This window comes from Cupriavidus basilensis, assembly GCF_008801925.2.
Lineage (GTDB): Bacteria > Pseudomonadota > Gammaproteobacteria > Burkholderiales > Burkholderiaceae > Cupriavidus > Cupriavidus basilensis.
Genome location: NZ_CP062804.1, coordinates 832,923 through 847,271 on the forward strand (window position 1 = coordinate 832,923; position 14,349 = coordinate 847,271).

At 65.8% G+C, this 14,349-nt stretch carries 12 protein-coding genes; 8 read left to right on the forward strand and 4 right to left on the reverse strand.

Going from position 1 to position 14,349, the window contains the following annotated elements; genetic code table 11:
- The first annotated feature begins 111 nt into the window (after nucleotides 1-111).
- Nucleotides 112-1,041 carry a LysR family transcriptional regulator gene (locus tag F7R26_RS24650; RefSeq protein WP_150987009.1) on the forward strand — a complete coding sequence of 310 codons (930 nt, stop codon included), beginning with the start codon at nucleotides 112-114 and terminating at the stop codon, nucleotides 1,039-1,041.
- On the opposite strand, the gene F7R26_RS24655 is transcribed toward F7R26_RS24650, so the two are convergent.
- The 3 genes from F7R26_RS24655 to F7R26_RS24665 all read right to left on the reverse strand — a co-directional run bounded on the left by F7R26_RS24655 (nucleotide 1,038) and on the right by F7R26_RS24665 (nucleotide 5,428).
- Nucleotides 1,038-2,213: a BamA/TamA family outer membrane protein gene (locus F7R26_RS24655; protein WP_150987010.1), complete on the reverse strand. Its 1,176-nt coding sequence runs from the start codon at nucleotides 2,211-2,213 to the stop codon at nucleotides 1,038-1,040. The genes F7R26_RS24650 and F7R26_RS24655 overlap by 4 nt on opposite strands.
- Complete coding sequence (locus F7R26_RS24660) at nucleotides 2,213-3,277, reverse strand: hypothetical protein (protein WP_241754711.1); 1,065 nt, start codon at nucleotides 3,275-3,277, stop codon at nucleotides 2,213-2,215. The genes F7R26_RS24655 and F7R26_RS24660 overlap by 1 nt, the downstream gene beginning before the upstream one ends.
- A gap of 174 nt (nucleotides 3,278-3,451) precedes the next feature.
- Nucleotides 3,452-5,428, reverse strand: a complete 1,977-nt coding sequence (locus F7R26_RS24665) for an alkyl/aryl-sulfatase (protein ID WP_150987011.1) — start codon at nucleotides 5,426-5,428, stop codon at nucleotides 3,452-3,454.
- Between the two features lie 100 nt (nucleotides 5,429-5,528).
- On the opposite strand from F7R26_RS24665, the gene F7R26_RS24670 reads away from it, so the two are divergent.
- Complete coding sequence (locus F7R26_RS24670; protein WP_150987012.1) at nucleotides 5,529-6,419, forward strand: LysR family transcriptional regulator; 891 nt, start codon at nucleotides 5,529-5,531, stop codon at nucleotides 6,417-6,419.
- 70 nt (nucleotides 6,420-6,489) lie between these two features.
- On the forward strand, nucleotides 6,490-6,918 hold the full coding sequence (locus F7R26_RS24675; RefSeq protein WP_150987013.1) for a hypothetical protein: 429 nt from the start codon (nucleotides 6,490-6,492) through the stop codon (nucleotides 6,916-6,918).
- Between the two features lie 512 nt (nucleotides 6,919-7,430).
- Here F7R26_RS24675 and F7R26_RS24680 read toward each other — a convergent pair.
- Nucleotides 7,431-7,694, reverse strand: a complete 264-nt coding sequence (locus F7R26_RS24680) for a hypothetical protein (protein ID WP_150987014.1) — start codon at nucleotides 7,692-7,694, stop codon at nucleotides 7,431-7,433.
- Nucleotides 7,695-7,978: 284 nt separating this feature from the next.
- Here F7R26_RS24680 and F7R26_RS24685 point away from each other — a divergent pair, with 284 nt between their 5' ends.
- From F7R26_RS24685 to F7R26_RS24705, 5 genes are all read left to right on the forward strand, one after another.
- On the forward strand, nucleotides 7,979-8,935 hold the full coding sequence (locus F7R26_RS24685) for a helix-turn-helix transcriptional regulator (protein WP_170301907.1): 957 nt from the start codon (nucleotides 7,979-7,981) through the stop codon (nucleotides 8,933-8,935).
- A 534-nt stretch (nucleotides 8,936-9,469) separates the two neighbouring features.
- On the forward strand, nucleotides 9,470-10,798 hold the full coding sequence (locus F7R26_RS24690; protein WP_150987016.1) for a FliC/FljB family flagellin: 1,329 nt from the start codon (nucleotides 9,470-9,472) through the stop codon (nucleotides 10,796-10,798).
- Nucleotides 10,799-11,266: 468 nt separating this feature from the next.
- Nucleotides 11,267-11,719, forward strand: a complete 453-nt coding sequence (locus F7R26_RS24695; RefSeq protein WP_150987017.1) for a cobalt-zinc-cadmium resistance protein — start codon at nucleotides 11,267-11,269, stop codon at nucleotides 11,717-11,719.
- A 193-nt stretch (nucleotides 11,720-11,912) separates the two neighbouring features.
- Nucleotides 11,913-13,184, forward strand: a complete 1,272-nt coding sequence (locus F7R26_RS24700; protein ID WP_416351370.1) for a TolC family protein — start codon at nucleotides 11,913-11,915, stop codon at nucleotides 13,182-13,184.
- A 2-nt stretch (nucleotides 13,185-13,186) separates the two neighbouring features.
- Nucleotides 13,187-14,347: an efflux RND transporter periplasmic adaptor subunit gene (locus tag F7R26_RS24705; RefSeq protein ID WP_150987019.1), complete on the forward strand. Its 1,161-nt coding sequence runs from the start codon at nucleotides 13,187-13,189 to the stop codon at nucleotides 14,345-14,347.
- The last annotated feature ends 2 nt before the right edge of the window (nucleotides 14,348-14,349 follow it).

A 14,349-nucleotide genomic window follows, 5' to 3' on the forward strand; every position in this document is an offset into this window, starting at 1 on the left:
TGACAGCAGAACAGCCGAGCTGCGCAGCCGCATGACAACAGGCCCTCAGTGTAGGAAGGAGTACGTGGTCCGTGGTTAAATGCCGGAACATCAATCGTTAAGCTGAAGTGAATGATCCAGATCGAAGACCTGCGGCTGGTCGAGGCGCTGGCGCAGGCCCCGTCCCTGAGCGCAGCCGCCCGCGCGCTCAATGTGACGCCGCCAGCGCTGTCCATGCGCCTGCGCAAGCTGGAGGCCACGCTGGGCCTGGCGCTCGCCACCCGCACCGCCCGCCGCTTGAGCCTCACGCCCGAGGGCGAGCGCTTTGCGCAGGAAGGCGCGGCGCTGCTGGCGCAACTGGAGGCACTGCCCGAGTCGTTCCGCCGGGAAGACAGCCGCCTGACGGGCACGCTGCGCGTCGCCGCGCCCTTCGGCTATGGCCGGCACCACGTGGCGCCGGTGCTTGCGCGCTTTGCGCAGTGCCATCCCGGCTTGCGCCTGCAGCTGGATCTGCGCGAGGTGCCCTGGCCGGACAAGCATGACTCGGACGCGGTAGTGCATATCGGCGCCGTGCGGGACTCATCCTGGATTGCCCGCACGCTCGCCCCCAATGAACGCTGGCTGTGCGCAAGCCCGGCTTACCTGCGCGCCCACGGCACGCCGCAAGAGCCGCGCGACTTGCTGGGGCACGCTTGCATCTGCATTCGCGAGAACGACGAGGACGTGACGCTGTGGCGTTTCCGCCGGGCGGGTTCCGGCACTGCGCGGCGGCCATCGGCCCGCGAAACGCTGCGCGTTGTCCCGGCCTTTACGACCAACGATGGCAGCGTGGCGCGCCAGTGGGCGGAACAGGGGCTTGGCCTGGTGCTGCGCTCAGAGTGGGATACGGCGGATGCGGTGGCGCGCGGCACGCTGGTCCGGGTGTTGGCCGGCTGGGAGTTCGACAGCGCGCCGGTGACCCTGCTGGTGCCCACGCGGCGGGGCCGCACGGCGCGGGTACAGGCATTGATGCAGTTTTTCGAGGAGGCCCTGGGAAAGCCAGGGCCGCTCCCGCCGCGCTAAAACGCCTCGTTGATCTGGAAATAGACGCCCCGGGTTTGCCGGCCAAAGCCGGCGTCAAGCCGCACATTCACGCGCGGCTTGAACTCGAAGCGGTAGCCGATGCCCGCGTTCGGCAGCCAGTGCGCCGAGGTGAGCTTGCCCACGCTGGGGGCAATGGCGCCGGTGCCGGCCCAGAACACCATGCCCTGGCGCCCCGCAATATGCAGGCGGTACTCGACCTGCGCGGACAAGCTGTCCTTGTCGCGGTACTGGCCAAGGAAGTAGCCGCGCATGCGGCGGTTGTCGCCGAGCTGGGACAGCATGTTCCACGGCACGTTGCCCCAGCCGAAGCGGCCATAGATGTCGAACGCCAGTACGTCGCGCTCGCGCATCCGGTGGTAGCTGTCATAGGACCACTCCAGCGTCTCGAAATCGTTGTCGCTGCCCAGCGCGCGGCGAAATAGCGTGGCGTTGGCCATCAGCGCCTGGCCCGAGTACGGGTTGGGCAGGAAATCCCGCGTGTCGTACGAGAAATGCGCGCTCACGCCCGAGCTGAATACGTGGGTGCCGCTGGGGTCGGTGGCCAGCGCGCTGGCGCTGCCGCGCGCCAGCTTGGCGGCATCGTCGTACTGCAGGTTGACGCCTGCGCCGACATAGGTGTTGGGGTGCACGCGCCAGAGCATCTTGGGCTGCAGGAAGATCTCGCGCTTGGTGTAGCGCTCCTTGTTGGCGTCGTTGATGGCGCGGTCATAGCCGACGCCCCAGTATGAGGTCGGCATATTGACCAGGCCGCCAGTCACCGCGAAGCGATAGCTGTCATCCGTGAAGAACGTGGTGTTGTCAAAGCCGATGCCGACCGCGCCGGTGGTGGTGGCAAAGCCGCGCACGTTGAGCGTGGAGATCTGCGTGCCCGTCAGCGCATTCGATGGCTTGTACAACCCGACCGCCGCCATGCCGATGCCCAGGCCCATCTCCGGGTTGAAGAACGGGCCTGGCAGCACGCCCCAGTCGATGCCGTGGCTGAGGTCCACCTCCTTGGAGGCGCCGAGCCGGTTCAGCAGCCGGTCGATCCAGGAGGCGTCCTCTTCGGCGCGTGCGGCCGGTGCGCATAACGCCAGCACCGTACCCAGCAGCAGGCCGGCCAGCGCTTGCGGCCATGCCGGGCAGGGAGGCAGGCAGCAGGGCGCGCGCATCAGAAGCGGAGGAACCCGGTCAGGATGACGTTGTTGCGGTTGTAGCCGTAACCGAACTCAGCCAGCAGCCCGATGCGCTTGTTGATGGTCCAGTTCACCCCCACGGAGCCGCTCCAGAAGCCCACCACGCGCTCCTCGATGCGGTAGTTGATGCGTCCCGTCTGTCCACCGCTGTCAGGCAGCGGCACGTCGAAATGGCCGGTAATGGTGGCGCGCGTGCGGAAGTAGGTGGCGCCGACGTACGGTGTGATCAGGCCGAGGTTGCCGGCGTGAAAATTCCAGCCCACGCGCGGGCCGATGTTGATTGACTTCACCGGCGTGTCCGACATCGAGATATCCGAGACCGTGAATGTCACCGGCAGCGAGAAGAACAGGTTCTTGTAGACCCCCACCAGCGTGAAGCCGCCGCCGTAGGTATGCCCGTGGTAGCTGGCCTGCTGGGTCGGCAGCTTGATTGGCTTGGCGCAGTCGGGCTTGGGCCGCTGGCCGCCGCAACCGATGTTGACGCCGAAGAACTTCTCCAGGTCCGTCAGCGAGGAGAAGTTGATGTCGATCGCGCCGCTGCCCGTGACATTGCCGAGAATCCCGTAGACGTTCATGAATGGAAACAGCCAGCCGCCGATCTGCGCCTGGTTGGAGACGTTATGGATGCGCGACTGGCTGAACTGCACGAAGTCGGCGGTGCGCAAGGGGTTGTTGCCAGCCGAGACCGACAGGTTGCTGAGCTGGAAGCGCTGGTAGCCGTTGAAGTACGAGTAGCCCACGTCGTAGGGGTTGGGCAGGTCGTAGCCCTTGTCGATGACACGCTGCGCGAAGAAGGGCAGGGCACGGTCCCACTCCCGCTTGGGTGCCACGCCCTCCTGCTCCGGCTGCGCCGCGGGCCCGACGATGCCACGATACGGGCCACCGGATACGGCTTCAGGCGTGGCCGTGGGTGTCGTGCTGGCGCTGGCCTCGCCACCGGCGCCCGCCACCCAGGCCTGCGCGGAAAGCGGCAGGCCAGAGGCCAGTACAAGGCTCAGCAGGATAGGCCGCAGGGCATCGCGAATGGATCTGGTTGGCATTGAGGGCGGTCCCACACGTCGAAGGCAAGCATGCCGATCGGTTCGAATTTCCCGACGCCTGCCAAGGTAACGTGCTTGCGGCGCGCGGGGCGCCGTCCTCGAAAACTTTCAACGCGCGCATGCAAGGCGCTTAAGACGGGCCTTTGCGTGGGGCTGCAGCCTGCCCGTCCCCCCTCAGGGCACCGCTTGTGGCGTCACGATGCTGAAGTACCCGTCAAACGTATCCAGCATGCCGAACAGCGATGCCACCGCCTGCGGGTTGCCGTCAATGCGGATGCTGCCATCGCGGATCGCGTCGGGCAGCGTCAGTTGCTTCAGGCTGATGCGGTCGAGCGTGGCCTTGTCCAGCGTGATGGTTGCCGTGGCCTGCGCGGATTGCGCATTGGCCAGGTAGGTCAGGGCGCTGTTGCGCAGCGTCATGGCGTAGCGCTCTTGCAGGTCGGTGAAGTTCCAGTTCAGCGTCATGGCCTTGCCGGCGGCCTTGTCCGCATTCAGGCGCACCGCCAGGTAGTCGAAGAAGTGCGGCACGGTCAGCGCGCGCACCAGGTCGGGCGATGTCGTGCCGCTGGGCGCGCCCCGCTTGATGCCGTTGCGCAGTTCCTGCGCGCCGCTCAGGTAGGCATTGCGCCAGGTCGCGTTTTCGGTCTGGTAGCCAAGCTGCTCCAGCGCGTCGGCCTGTAGCGCGCGGGCCGCGGCGTTGGCCGGATCGGCAAAGACCAGCTCGTTGCCGATCTGCGCCACCCAGCGGTATTCGCCGCGCGCGTAGGCTTCGCGCGCCTTGGCCAGGACCGCGTCCGCGCCGCCCATCCATTCGATCGTCTTCTTCGCGCCCTGCACCGGCGGCAACGGGTTCAGGTGGGCCGGGTTGCCATCGTAGAACCCGAGGTAGCGCTGGTACACGGCGCGCACGTTGTGGCTGATCGAGCCGTAGTAGTCGCGCGCATACCATTTGCTGGCCAGCGGCTCAGGCAGCTTGCGCAGCGTGTCGGCAATGTCCGTGGGCGTGAGGCCATGGTTCATCAGGCGCAGCGTCTGGTCGTTCAGGTAGGCGTACATGTCGCGCTGGTCCGACAGGAACTCGTTGATGCGCGCCTTGCCCCAGGTAGGCCAGTGGTGCTGGGCGATCAGGATGTCGCTGCGCTCGCCGTAGCGGGCCAGCGCCTGGCCGATATAGAACGACCAGGCCTTGGCATCGCGCACCTGCGCGCCGCGGATGGTCAGGATGTTGTGCTGGGTGCGGGCAGCGTTCTCCGCGATGCACAGCGTGCGCAGCTGCGGGAAGTAGAGGTTCATCTCGGCCGGCGCCTCGGTGCCGGGCGTGAGCTGGAACTCGATGTCGATGCCATCGATGCGGCGGGTGTCGATGGTCTTGGCGATGAGATCGGTGGGCGCCAGCAGCGTGACCGTGCCGCGCGAGGTGGCCTTGCCCAGGCCCGCGTCGACCTGGCCCGTCGCGCTGCGGGGCAGGGTGGTGCCGTACATGTATTGCGCGCGCCGGCTCATGGCGTTGCCCGCCAGCACGTTCTCGCTGATGGCCTCTTCCATGAAGCCCGCCGGCGCGATCACCGCCACCTTGCCGGCCTTCACGTCGGCTTCGTCGACGATGCCCTTGGCGCCGCCGAAATGGTCGACGTGGCTGTGCGTGTAGATCACGGCGACCACCGGCTTGCGCGGCCGGTGCGCATAGTACAGCGCCAGCGCCGCGCGCGCGGTCTCGGCAGTGATCAGCGGGTCCATCACGATGATGCCGGTGTCGCCTTCGATGATGTTCATGTTCGACAGGTCGGCCCCGCGCACCTGATAGAGGCGGTCGGTGACCTTGAACAGGCCGGCTTCATTGTTCAACTGCGCGAGCCGCCACAGGCTCGGGTTCACCGTGGCCGGCGCGGCATCGGCGCGCTCGAAGGCGTAGGCGTTGAAGTCCCATGCGACGCGGCCGTCCGCGCCGCGGATGGTGCCTTCGGGGAAGCGGGCCACCAGGCCGCGGTGCGCATCCTCGAAATCCTGCCGGTCGCCAAAGGGCAGTGCCTGCAGCCATGCCGCATTGGCTTGCGCGGTGACGGGCGAGGCAGGCGCGCTGGCCGTCTGGGCGGTGGCGGACTGGAAGGCAACGAGCGCCAGGATGGCGGGGAGGGTGCGGCGAAGGGGCATGGCAAGGCTCGGCGAAACGAAGAGGACGTCTATTGGAGTCCACCGCCACCTATAATTCAATTGCAAGTTATTTATCTCAGCGATGCAAGGAGCGCATGTCTTGAACCTGAAACGGCTGGAGCACCTGATCGCGGTGGCGCAAGAGGGCTCGCTGGCGGGGGCCGCCCGCCGCGTGCACCTGAGCCAGCCCGCGCTGACCCGCAGCATCCAGGCGCTGGAGGCCGAGGCTGGCATGCCGCTGCTCGATCGCGGCCCGCGCGGCGTGGCGCTGACCGCGGCCGGGCGCATGGTGGCGGAGCGGGCACGGCGGATCCTGTTCGAGACGCGTTGCCTGGCGCGCGATCTCACGCTGGTGCAGCAGCATGAGATCGGCAGCGTGCAGATGGGGATGGGGCCGTTTCCTGCCGCCATCCTGCTGCCCGAGGTGCTGTGCGCCCTCAACCGGGACTGGCCGAAGCTGCGGGTGAAGGCCGAGGTCAACAGCGCCCCGGCGCTGCTCGCCGCCTTGCACGCGGAGACGCTGGATTTTCTGGTTGCCGAGCGCCGCACCATGCCGGCGGCGGCAGAGCTGGAAGTCCGGCGCCTGCGGCCCGAGCCCTCGGGCTGGTTCGTGCGCCCTGGCCATCCCCTTGCGGGCGGGAGAGTCACCCCGGCGCAATTGCGCGAGGCTACCCTGGTGTCCGTGCCGTTGCCGGATCATGGCCATGACCAGTTACGCAGGCTGCTCGGCTGCCGGCCGGGCGAGAGCCTGCCGTTTCAGGTGCAGAGCAATGATCTTCATGCGCTCAGGCATCTGGCGTGCCAATCCGATGTGGTGCTGCTGGCGCCCGCGCGGGCCCTCAGGGCGGAGCTGGAGAGCGGCGCGCTGGTGGCGCTGGCACTGGCAAGCCCGGTCTCCATGGCCATGGACTTTGTCGTCGTGCACCTGGCGCAGCGCACGCTGTCGCCGGCGGCGGAAAGGGCGGTGGCAGCCGTGCTGGCTGCCGCTTGATTGGCGCGGTCTGCCCTCATGCGACCTGGAGCTGACCAACGCCGGTTTCGCCAAGCGTGCGCAGAAGGAAATGGCCGGGGGCAAGGCGCCCGAGCTTGCGCAAGATGCCGATAGCCCCTTGCATGCCGCGTACGCCGACGGCACCCGCACCAGCCTTGCCGCAGGCCGCGCGCTGCGCGATGCGGTCTGTAGCTGCATGGCCTCGCGCCTCTGCTGTCACCGTATCCTGCTGGTGCTGGTGCTGACCTGCCGGGATGTGGCCAGCGTGGAAGAGGGCAGTGGCCAAACGCCCGTCACCACGCCCGAAGGGCTAGCCGGCGGCCCATGGTCTCCGGCGGATTTCGACGACGCCGCGCGGCAAGCTGCGTTGCGCCCGGCCACACTGCCCGATGCATTGAAGCGCTATCGCATTGCTCAACGCCAGGTGCCAGCAGGCCGCCTTGTAAGTGAACAATCAATCGCTTTTGTGACAAAACTGAGACGACTTCCCGCTATGTAGATGTTTCGTCATAAACGAATTACAATCCGTTTCCAAAGATTACAAAATATTACGGGTGAGTCGGTGTCAGGCCGGCTTTACCCGTGCTTGCAGCCGCCATGTCGTACCCGGGTCAGGGGTGGGCGAGACCGCAAGCCACAAATATGAAGCAACATGGTGGCGAGGCCGGAAGCCGGTTGCGCTGCCTTATGCGACAGGGAAGTTGCAAATCGTGAAAGCACCAGCATCAGCTACCGGCCTGCCATGGCCGTCTGGCCTCTATGGCAGGGGTTTCCTACCGGGCTTCCTACGGGGTTCCAGCCGTTCGTCTTCGCTCGCTTGCGGGGATGCCATGCGTACTCTTGGCCTATTGCTGGCCGGCCATGGGAGGCGGACCAAGGCGTATGCGGAACCGCTGTTCCGCCGGACGGCATTCCATCCTGCCTCGCGGTGCCGCGGCATCGCATGGGACGCGCGCGCGGATCGACCCGGTCGATGGCATTGAAGCCGCGCCGGCAAGGCAATGGCAGGCGCTATGGCTGGCCGGTTCCGGGCCCGATGCATTGATAGAATTTTTCCTTTTCTATCTCATCCATCTTTTCAAGCAATTCATCTTTCTTTTGCGAAACCAGGTGGCGGACCGTTTCGGAGAAAGAAAGCCCCATGTACCCGGAGATTCTTTCCAGGTCTCTCTTGGCCGGGATCGGAAGCAGGCAGCTCAGCCTTTCGTATTCGCCTCCCGGGCCCATCCGGGAGATGCGGTACTTCCTTTGCCTTTCGGAATTTGAGAGTGACATGATGGTGTCCAGTGTTGAAACTACCGTTGACAGCCATCAATGCTGCCGCGCCGTGAGTATCGTCTGGATCGTGGGGGGAATTGGATTCTTCTGAAAAGTAACTGCGCCACAGCGATATTTTTTTCGTGAAATAGATGATGGATCGGGCGAGTCTGGACGGCGTCAGCGGTGCAGGCAATCCAGCGCCGCTGGTGTGATCCTTATCTGTCGCCCTGTTCTAGCCCATGCGTGATGAGCGAGATTCCGCAATGCATACTCGAAGGACTACGGTAACCAATCCCGCGATGCTCGCCGCGCTGCTGCGCCCGGCCTGCGGCAACGTTGCCGTCAGTCCCGGAGCCGGCGGGCTGCTCGACGTCAGCATAGATTCGATCGTGGTTGGCGGCGCGGCGACACATCGGGTACGCACTGCCACGGGAGCCGCATTTCGTTTCGAGGACAGGATCGACGGATACGCCTTCGTCGTGCTCCACAAAGGCGAGATCAGGGCCGGGAATGGGCAATCGGAACGAATCTGGCGGGCGCCCTCCTGCGCAATCCTGAACCCGGAGGATATCGGCAACGGACAATGGCATGCGGGCAGCTACGAATTGCTGACGATCGGCGGGTACGATGCCAGGCGGCGGCTTTCGTCCTTGCTGGATGCGCCGGTGGCTTATCCGATCGTGTTCGGGGTCGATACTTCTCTGACCTCCGAGGGGGCCATGATGGCGCTTTCGGTGATGCGCTTCATGCGGTCGCTCCCTGGTGCGGGTGTCCTGCCGTCGATGGCGATGGCCACGGCCGGAAGTGTGCGTGACGTTGCGGTGGGCGTATTCCTGGAAATGTTCCGGCACAACTACACCGAGCGGGTGCAATGCAAGGCGCCAGGGCCATTGCCACGCCATATCCGGACGGCGATCGAGTTCATTCATGCCCATGCGCAGGCGGGCATCTCCGTCGAAGAGATCGCCGGCGCAGCGCATGCCAGCGTGCGAACGCTGCAAACGGGGTTTGCAGCGTTCAAGGGCGTGACGCCGATGGCGTATCTAAGGCAGATCCGATTGGAAGGCGCGCGCGATGAACTCGTCCGTATCGGCAATGCGTCGATTGCCGAAGTGGCGGCGCGCTGGCGCTTTACTCACCTCGGCCTGTTCGCCAAGGCCTATCGCGATGCATTCGGTGAGCTGCCATCGGAGACGCGCCGGTTTTCCCGCGCCAGGGTGGGCGAGGATGATGTCCCGCCGCCAACTTCCCCCTGAGATCTCTGGCATCGCGAAGGGGCGCGCGCTGATGCGTATCGTCCCCGGGCTGCTGCTTGAAGCAGCCTGAAGACCTTTGCGGTTTCCGGATTCCTGTCGGCTTCACCACGCTGATTCCAACGCCGGCGCCCCGTTCTGTCGAGCGTTTCCTGCGGCATCATTGCGGAAATAAAAAGCCCCCCTCTCGCGAGAGAGGGGGGTGAAGTCGATGTTTAGTGACGCCAATACCAATTGAAATGCAGCTTCACTCTTTCCAGTTTGTCGGCAAGAAGCCGTGGCAGTCAAGGATGTAATTCGTTACTGCGTAACGTTAAAGAAAGTGGATATGACTATCGATATAGGTGGTCACGGAGTATGGAAATTTAACTAGCCTGGCTCATTGAATTCAAGATTTTTTGAAATCTGGCTATAAATTTAAGTTTTATCGCTCCGATAACCTTGGAAGCGTTGGCATTGTTCGTGCGGCAAGGCGAGTCGCTAACGTTTCGGATACTTCCGTGTTCAAAAACCTAGTCAGGAAATAGGAGTTTCACCATGTCAATGACCATCAATACCAATACGCTGTCCCTGATGACTCAGAACAACCTGAGCTCGTCGCAATCGTCGCTGAACACCGCGATCCAGCGCCTGTCGTCGGGTCTGCGTATCAACAGCGCCAAGGACGACGCCGCCGGCCAGGCCATTGCCAACCGCTTCACCTCGAACATCAACGGCCTGACCCAGGCACAGCGCAACGCCAACGACGGCATCTCGCTGGCGCAGACCACGGAAGGTGCGCTGAACGAAGTCAACAACAACCTGCAGGCTATCCGTACCCTGGCCGTGCAAGCCGCAACGGGCAGCAACTCGTCGACCGACCTGCAATCGATCCAGGACGAAATCACGCAGCGTCTGGCTGAAATCGACCGCACTTCGCAACAAACCGACTTCAACGGCGTCAAGGTCCTGTCGTCCAGCGCTTCCCCGCTGAGCGTGCAAGTCGGCGCGCAAGACGGCCAGACCATCTCGATCGCCCTGCAAGAAATCAGCTCGAAGACCCTGGGCATGACCGGCTTCACCGTGGCCAAGAACTCGCTGAGCACCAGCGCCGCCATCACCACCGTTGCTGCCGCCACCGGCTCCGCACCGATTTCCGTCAACCTGGCCTCGGCTGCCACCGCGCTGTCCGCCGTCGTCGGTTCGACCGTTAGCGCCAGCTCCCTGACGCTGAACAACGTGCTGGACACCGCCGGCAACGCCACCAGCAACTACGTGGTCAAGTACGGCAACGACAACTACGCTGCCTCGGTCGACGCTGCCACCGGCGACGTCACCCTGAACAAGGTCCAGCTGACGGTCGGCGATGCTGTTAACGGCAACACCGGTAACACCGTGGCCGGCCAGCTGGTCAAGGTCGGCGCTGACAGCAGCGGCGCTGCTGTCGCCTACATCACCCAAGGTGGCAACAACTACGCGCTGTCTGCCGGTACGCAAACCGGCGCCCGTGCCAACGGCGGCTCCACGACCACGTCGGTCACCGATGCAACCGCGATCCAGCTGAGCACCAGCGGCACCACCACCGCCACCGCCCAGTTCACCGGCTCCGGCAGCACCAACCCGCTGGCCCTGATCGACAAGGCACTGTCCACGGTCGACAAGCTGCGCAGCTCGCTGGGTGCGGTTCAGAACCGTTTCAACTCGGCCATCACGAACCTGGGCTCGGCTGTGACGAACCTGTCGGCTTCGCGCTCGCGGATCCAGGACGCTGACTACGCGACCGAAGTGTCGAACATGTCGCGCGCCCAGATCCTGCAACAAGCTGGTACCTCTGTGCTGGCCCAGGCCAACCAGTCGAACCAGGGCGTGCTGTCGCTGCTGCGTTAATCCCCGTAGCAGATCTTGTAGCCAATGCCTCATTCCTGGCATGACCGGTCGCCCGTACCGGTCGTGCCAGGAGGGGAGTGAGGCATGTCGTCTCGATGCATGGACCGGCTCACGGCCGCTCCATGCATTCGTCTGCGCGCGATCGCCGATGATCGCGACCTAGCCCTGCGGACAGGGCAGGCCGGCTTCCATGAAACCGGGCACCGCGTTACCGGTCAGGTGGCGCAAAGCAGACTCCGGATTCGTATTCCCCTTGAGACTGGCGCAGCCAGCGTCTCCATACCGAGCCCACCGCGGCCGGCAACGCCCCGGCGCATCCGGTTTTGTCGTTCTCCGCAGGAACGCACCGCGCCGTTGGCGGTCTATGATCTACGTTCGCGTTACAATGCTGTGGCGCAGCATCGGCGACAGGCAGGCGGTTTTCCGCTAGCCGAGCCGTTTGCCGCACCCTGGCCGTGCCCTTTTTTTATGCGATTCCTGCTGCTTTTGCTGACCGTGCTGTCCCTGTCACTGCTGTCCTTCGGGGCTGCGGCGAACGCGCACGCCGGTATGCCGGGGATTGCCGCGGATTCCGTGCGCGCCGAACGCCTGGCACCGGAACCGGGATTCTCCCGCACGCTCGTCGAGCTGGATGGCAGCGCCGAACTGGAGCGCGTGTTCGCGCCGGGCGACGACGGCCTGGCGGGCGAAGCGATGGCGGCAGCGGCGCAGGAGGACGATCCTCCCGGCTACTGCGAGATCTGGTCTGCCGACCTGCTCGACCCCCTCGACATGCTCGACGAGATCGAAGAATCCAGCGCGCTCTTCGCGCTGCCCACCGTGCGTGTCTCGTTGCCCCCCAACGAGATCGCGCAACAGCTGCCCGCACGCCCGGATCCTTTGCCCGCGGCGTTCTTCAAGCCCCCCATCTCGCTGATCTGACAGCCCTGGCAACCCCGGCGCGCTCCTTGCGCGCCCGGGCTGCGTTCCTATTGCCTGGGCGCCTTGGCCCGATCGCATCCGCGATCGCTGGCTGACCGTTGGCGCGCGCTTTTTGCGCGCGCCGGCGGCGGGCGCGCAGCCGTTTCGCCTGCCCCCATTTGTCATGCAGATCAAACAGATCACTATGTTTTCCATGGTGGCGTTGCTGTCGCTTGGAGCCTTGCCGGCTCTCGCGGCGGAAACGTTCACCTTGCCGCAACTGCTGTCCCTTTCGCAGTCCACCAACAAAGGCGTGGAGGCCGCGCAGGCGGGCGTGGATGCCGCCAGCGCCGCCGTGACCAGCGCGCGTGCCTATCCCAATCCGCAGGTCGAGGTGATGTACGGCCGCCTGTCGCCGCGCACTGCCGGTGTGACCGGTGGCGCCGCGCCGACCATGGCCATCACCCAGAAGCTGGACTATCCGCAGCAGCGCAAGCTGCGCGCCGAGATCGCCGGGCGCAGCCTGGAGGCCACCGAAGCCGGCCGCCAGGCGTTCCGCGCGGACCTGGCTGCGCGGGTCAAGACGTCGTACTTCGATGTGCTGCGGCGCGAGATGGAGCTGGCCGCGGCCAAGGAAGACCTGGCCATGATGCGGCAGATCCAGGACCGCGCCCGCCTGCGGGTGGAGGTGGGCGAAGCGCCACGCTATGAGCTGATCAAGGCCGAGACCGAGCTGCTGAGCGCGCAGAAGACGCTGCAGAGTGCCCAGTTGCGCGTCAACCAGGCCAAGGCGGCGCTGCGCCAGCAAGTGGGCGGCGCCATGCCGGCGGCCTATTCGCTGTCGGGCAGCCTGAGCCAGCCCCCCGCGCTGCCGGCCCTGCCGATGCTGCGCGACACGCTGACCGGCGCCAACGCCGAGCTGACCCAGCGCCGCCTGGAAGCGGACCGCGCCAGCCTGGCCGTGGACTACCAGCGCTCGCTGCGCCTGCCCGAGCTGGCGGTGCGCGCCAGCGCCGAGCGCCAGCCGGACAACACGGTCTCGCAGGTTGGCCTGGTCCTCACCATCCCGCTGTGGGACCGCCGCAGCGGCCCGGTGGGCGAGGCGAGCGCGCAGGCGATCCAGGCCCGCACCGCGCTGGAGGCCCGCGAGTTCGAGCTCACCCAGGAGCTGGAATCGGCTTACCGCCAGTACGAGATCACGCAGTCGCAGGTCAGCGCGCTGGAGGGCGGCATCGTGCGCCAGGCCGAGTCCGCGCTGGCGGTGGCCGAGTCGGCGTATCGCTTCGGCGAGCGCGGCATCCTGGACTACCTCGATGCGCAGCGCGTGCTGCGCGGCGCGCGCAGCGACCTGATTGCTGCGCAATTCGAGCTGCAGGCCGCCACCATCCAGATCGAGAAGCTGCTGTCGAGCGTGCCCGGGCAGACCGCGGCACCCACGGCCCCGTCCGTACCCACGGCTCCCCCCGCATCTACGGAAACCAAATAAGCATGCGTCCCCATTTTCTTCTTTCCCTGACGGCAACCGCCGCCCTGTTGTTTTCCCTGGCTGGCTGCTCCGACGAACCCGCTCCCGCCGCCGAGCCGCCCAAGCAGCCGCCCGGCGTGGTCAAGCCGGAAGAGACGCTGCAGAAGACCCTGAAGGTGGCCGCGGTGGCGACCAGCCCGTTCAGCGAAGTGCTGCGCGTGTCCGGACGCATCGATTTCGACGAGCAGCGCGTGGCGCGCATTGGCGCCAGCGTGACCGGCCGCGTGACGGATCTCTACGGCATCCTCGGCCAGGAGGTGAAGGCGGGCCAGGTGCTCGCCCGCCTGCATAGCAGCGAGCTGGGCGCGGCCCAGATGGCCTTCCTCAAGGCCGAGGCGCAAACCGAGCTGCAGGCCCGCAACGCCGAGCGCGCACGCCAGCTGTTCGCCGCCGACGTGATCGGCCGCGGCGAGCTGCAACGCCGCGAGAGCGAGCTGGCCATTTCCTCGGCCGAGATGCGCGCCTATCGCGACCAGCTGCGCGTGCTTGGCATGTCGGCCGCCGCGGTGGCGCAACTGGCCAAGAGCGGCAGCATCGATTCCTACTCGCCGGTGTTCTCCAGCATCAGCGGCACCGTGGTGGAGCGCAACGTCGCGCAAGGCCAGGTGGTGCAGCCGGCCGATGCGCTCTACACCGTGGCCGACCTGTCGCGCGTGTGGGTGGTGGCGGAAGTGCCCGAGCAGCAGGCCGCGCTGGTGGCCGAGGGGCAGAGCGTGGACATCGAGGTGCCGTCCCTTGGCAACGGCGCGGGCCAGAAGCAGATCACCGGCAAGCTCATCTACGTGGGCCGCACCGTGAATCCGCAAACGCGCACCGTGCTGGTCCGCACCGAGCTGGATAACCGCGAAGGGCGCCTGAAGCCGGCCATGCTGGCCAGCATGCTGATTGCCAGCGCGGCGTCCGAGCAACTGGTGATCCCGCAATCCGCCATCGTGCGCGACGGCAATGACGAGCTGGTCTACGTGGAGCAGGCCGGTGGCCTGTACCGCCAGGTCAAGGTCAAGCTGGGCGCCGAAAGCGACGGCATGCGCGTGGTGCAAAGCGGGTTGAAGGCGGGAGAGCGCATCGTGGTGGATGGTGCCTTCCACCTCGACAACGAGCGCAAGCGCCTGGAACAGGGGTAATC

Bases quoted from the DNA above. Each gene is read 5' to 3' on its own strand.
- F7R26_RS24650 (WP_150987009.1), top strand. From the start codon at position 112: ATGATCCAGATCGAAGACCTGCGGCTGGTCGAGGCGCTGGCGCAGGCC.
- F7R26_RS24655 (WP_150987010.1), bottom strand. From the start codon at position 2,213: ATGCGCGCGCCCTGCTGCCTGCCTCCCTGCCCGGCATGGCCGCAAGCG.
- F7R26_RS24660 (WP_241754711.1), bottom strand. From the start codon at position 3,277: ATGCCAACCAGATCCATTCGCGATGCCCTGCGGCCTATCCTGCTGAGC.
- F7R26_RS24665 (WP_150987011.1), bottom strand. From the start codon at position 5,428: ATGCCCCTTCGCCGCACCCTCCCCGCCATCCTGGCGCTCGTTGCCTTC.
- F7R26_RS24675 (WP_150987013.1), top strand. From the start codon at position 6,490: ATGGCCGGGGGCAAGGCGCCCGAGCTTGCGCAAGATGCCGATAGCCCC.
- F7R26_RS24680 (WP_150987014.1), bottom strand. From the start codon at position 7,694: ATGTCACTCTCAAATTCCGAAAGGCAAAGGAAGTACCGCATCTCCCGG.
- F7R26_RS24685 (WP_170301907.1), top strand. From the start codon at position 7,979: ATGCTCGCCGCGCTGCTGCGCCCGGCCTGCGGCAACGTTGCCGTCAGT.
- F7R26_RS24690 (WP_150987016.1), top strand. From the start codon at position 9,470: ATGTCAATGACCATCAATACCAATACGCTGTCCCTGATGACTCAGAAC.
- F7R26_RS24695 (WP_150987017.1), top strand. From the start codon at position 11,267: ATGCGATTCCTGCTGCTTTTGCTGACCGTGCTGTCCCTGTCACTGCTG.
- F7R26_RS24700 (WP_416351370.1), top strand. From the start codon at position 11,913: ATGGTGGCGTTGCTGTCGCTTGGAGCCTTGCCGGCTCTCGCGGCGGAA.
- F7R26_RS24705 (WP_150987019.1), top strand. From the start codon at position 13,187: ATGCGTCCCCATTTTCTTCTTTCCCTGACGGCAACCGCCGCCCTGTTG.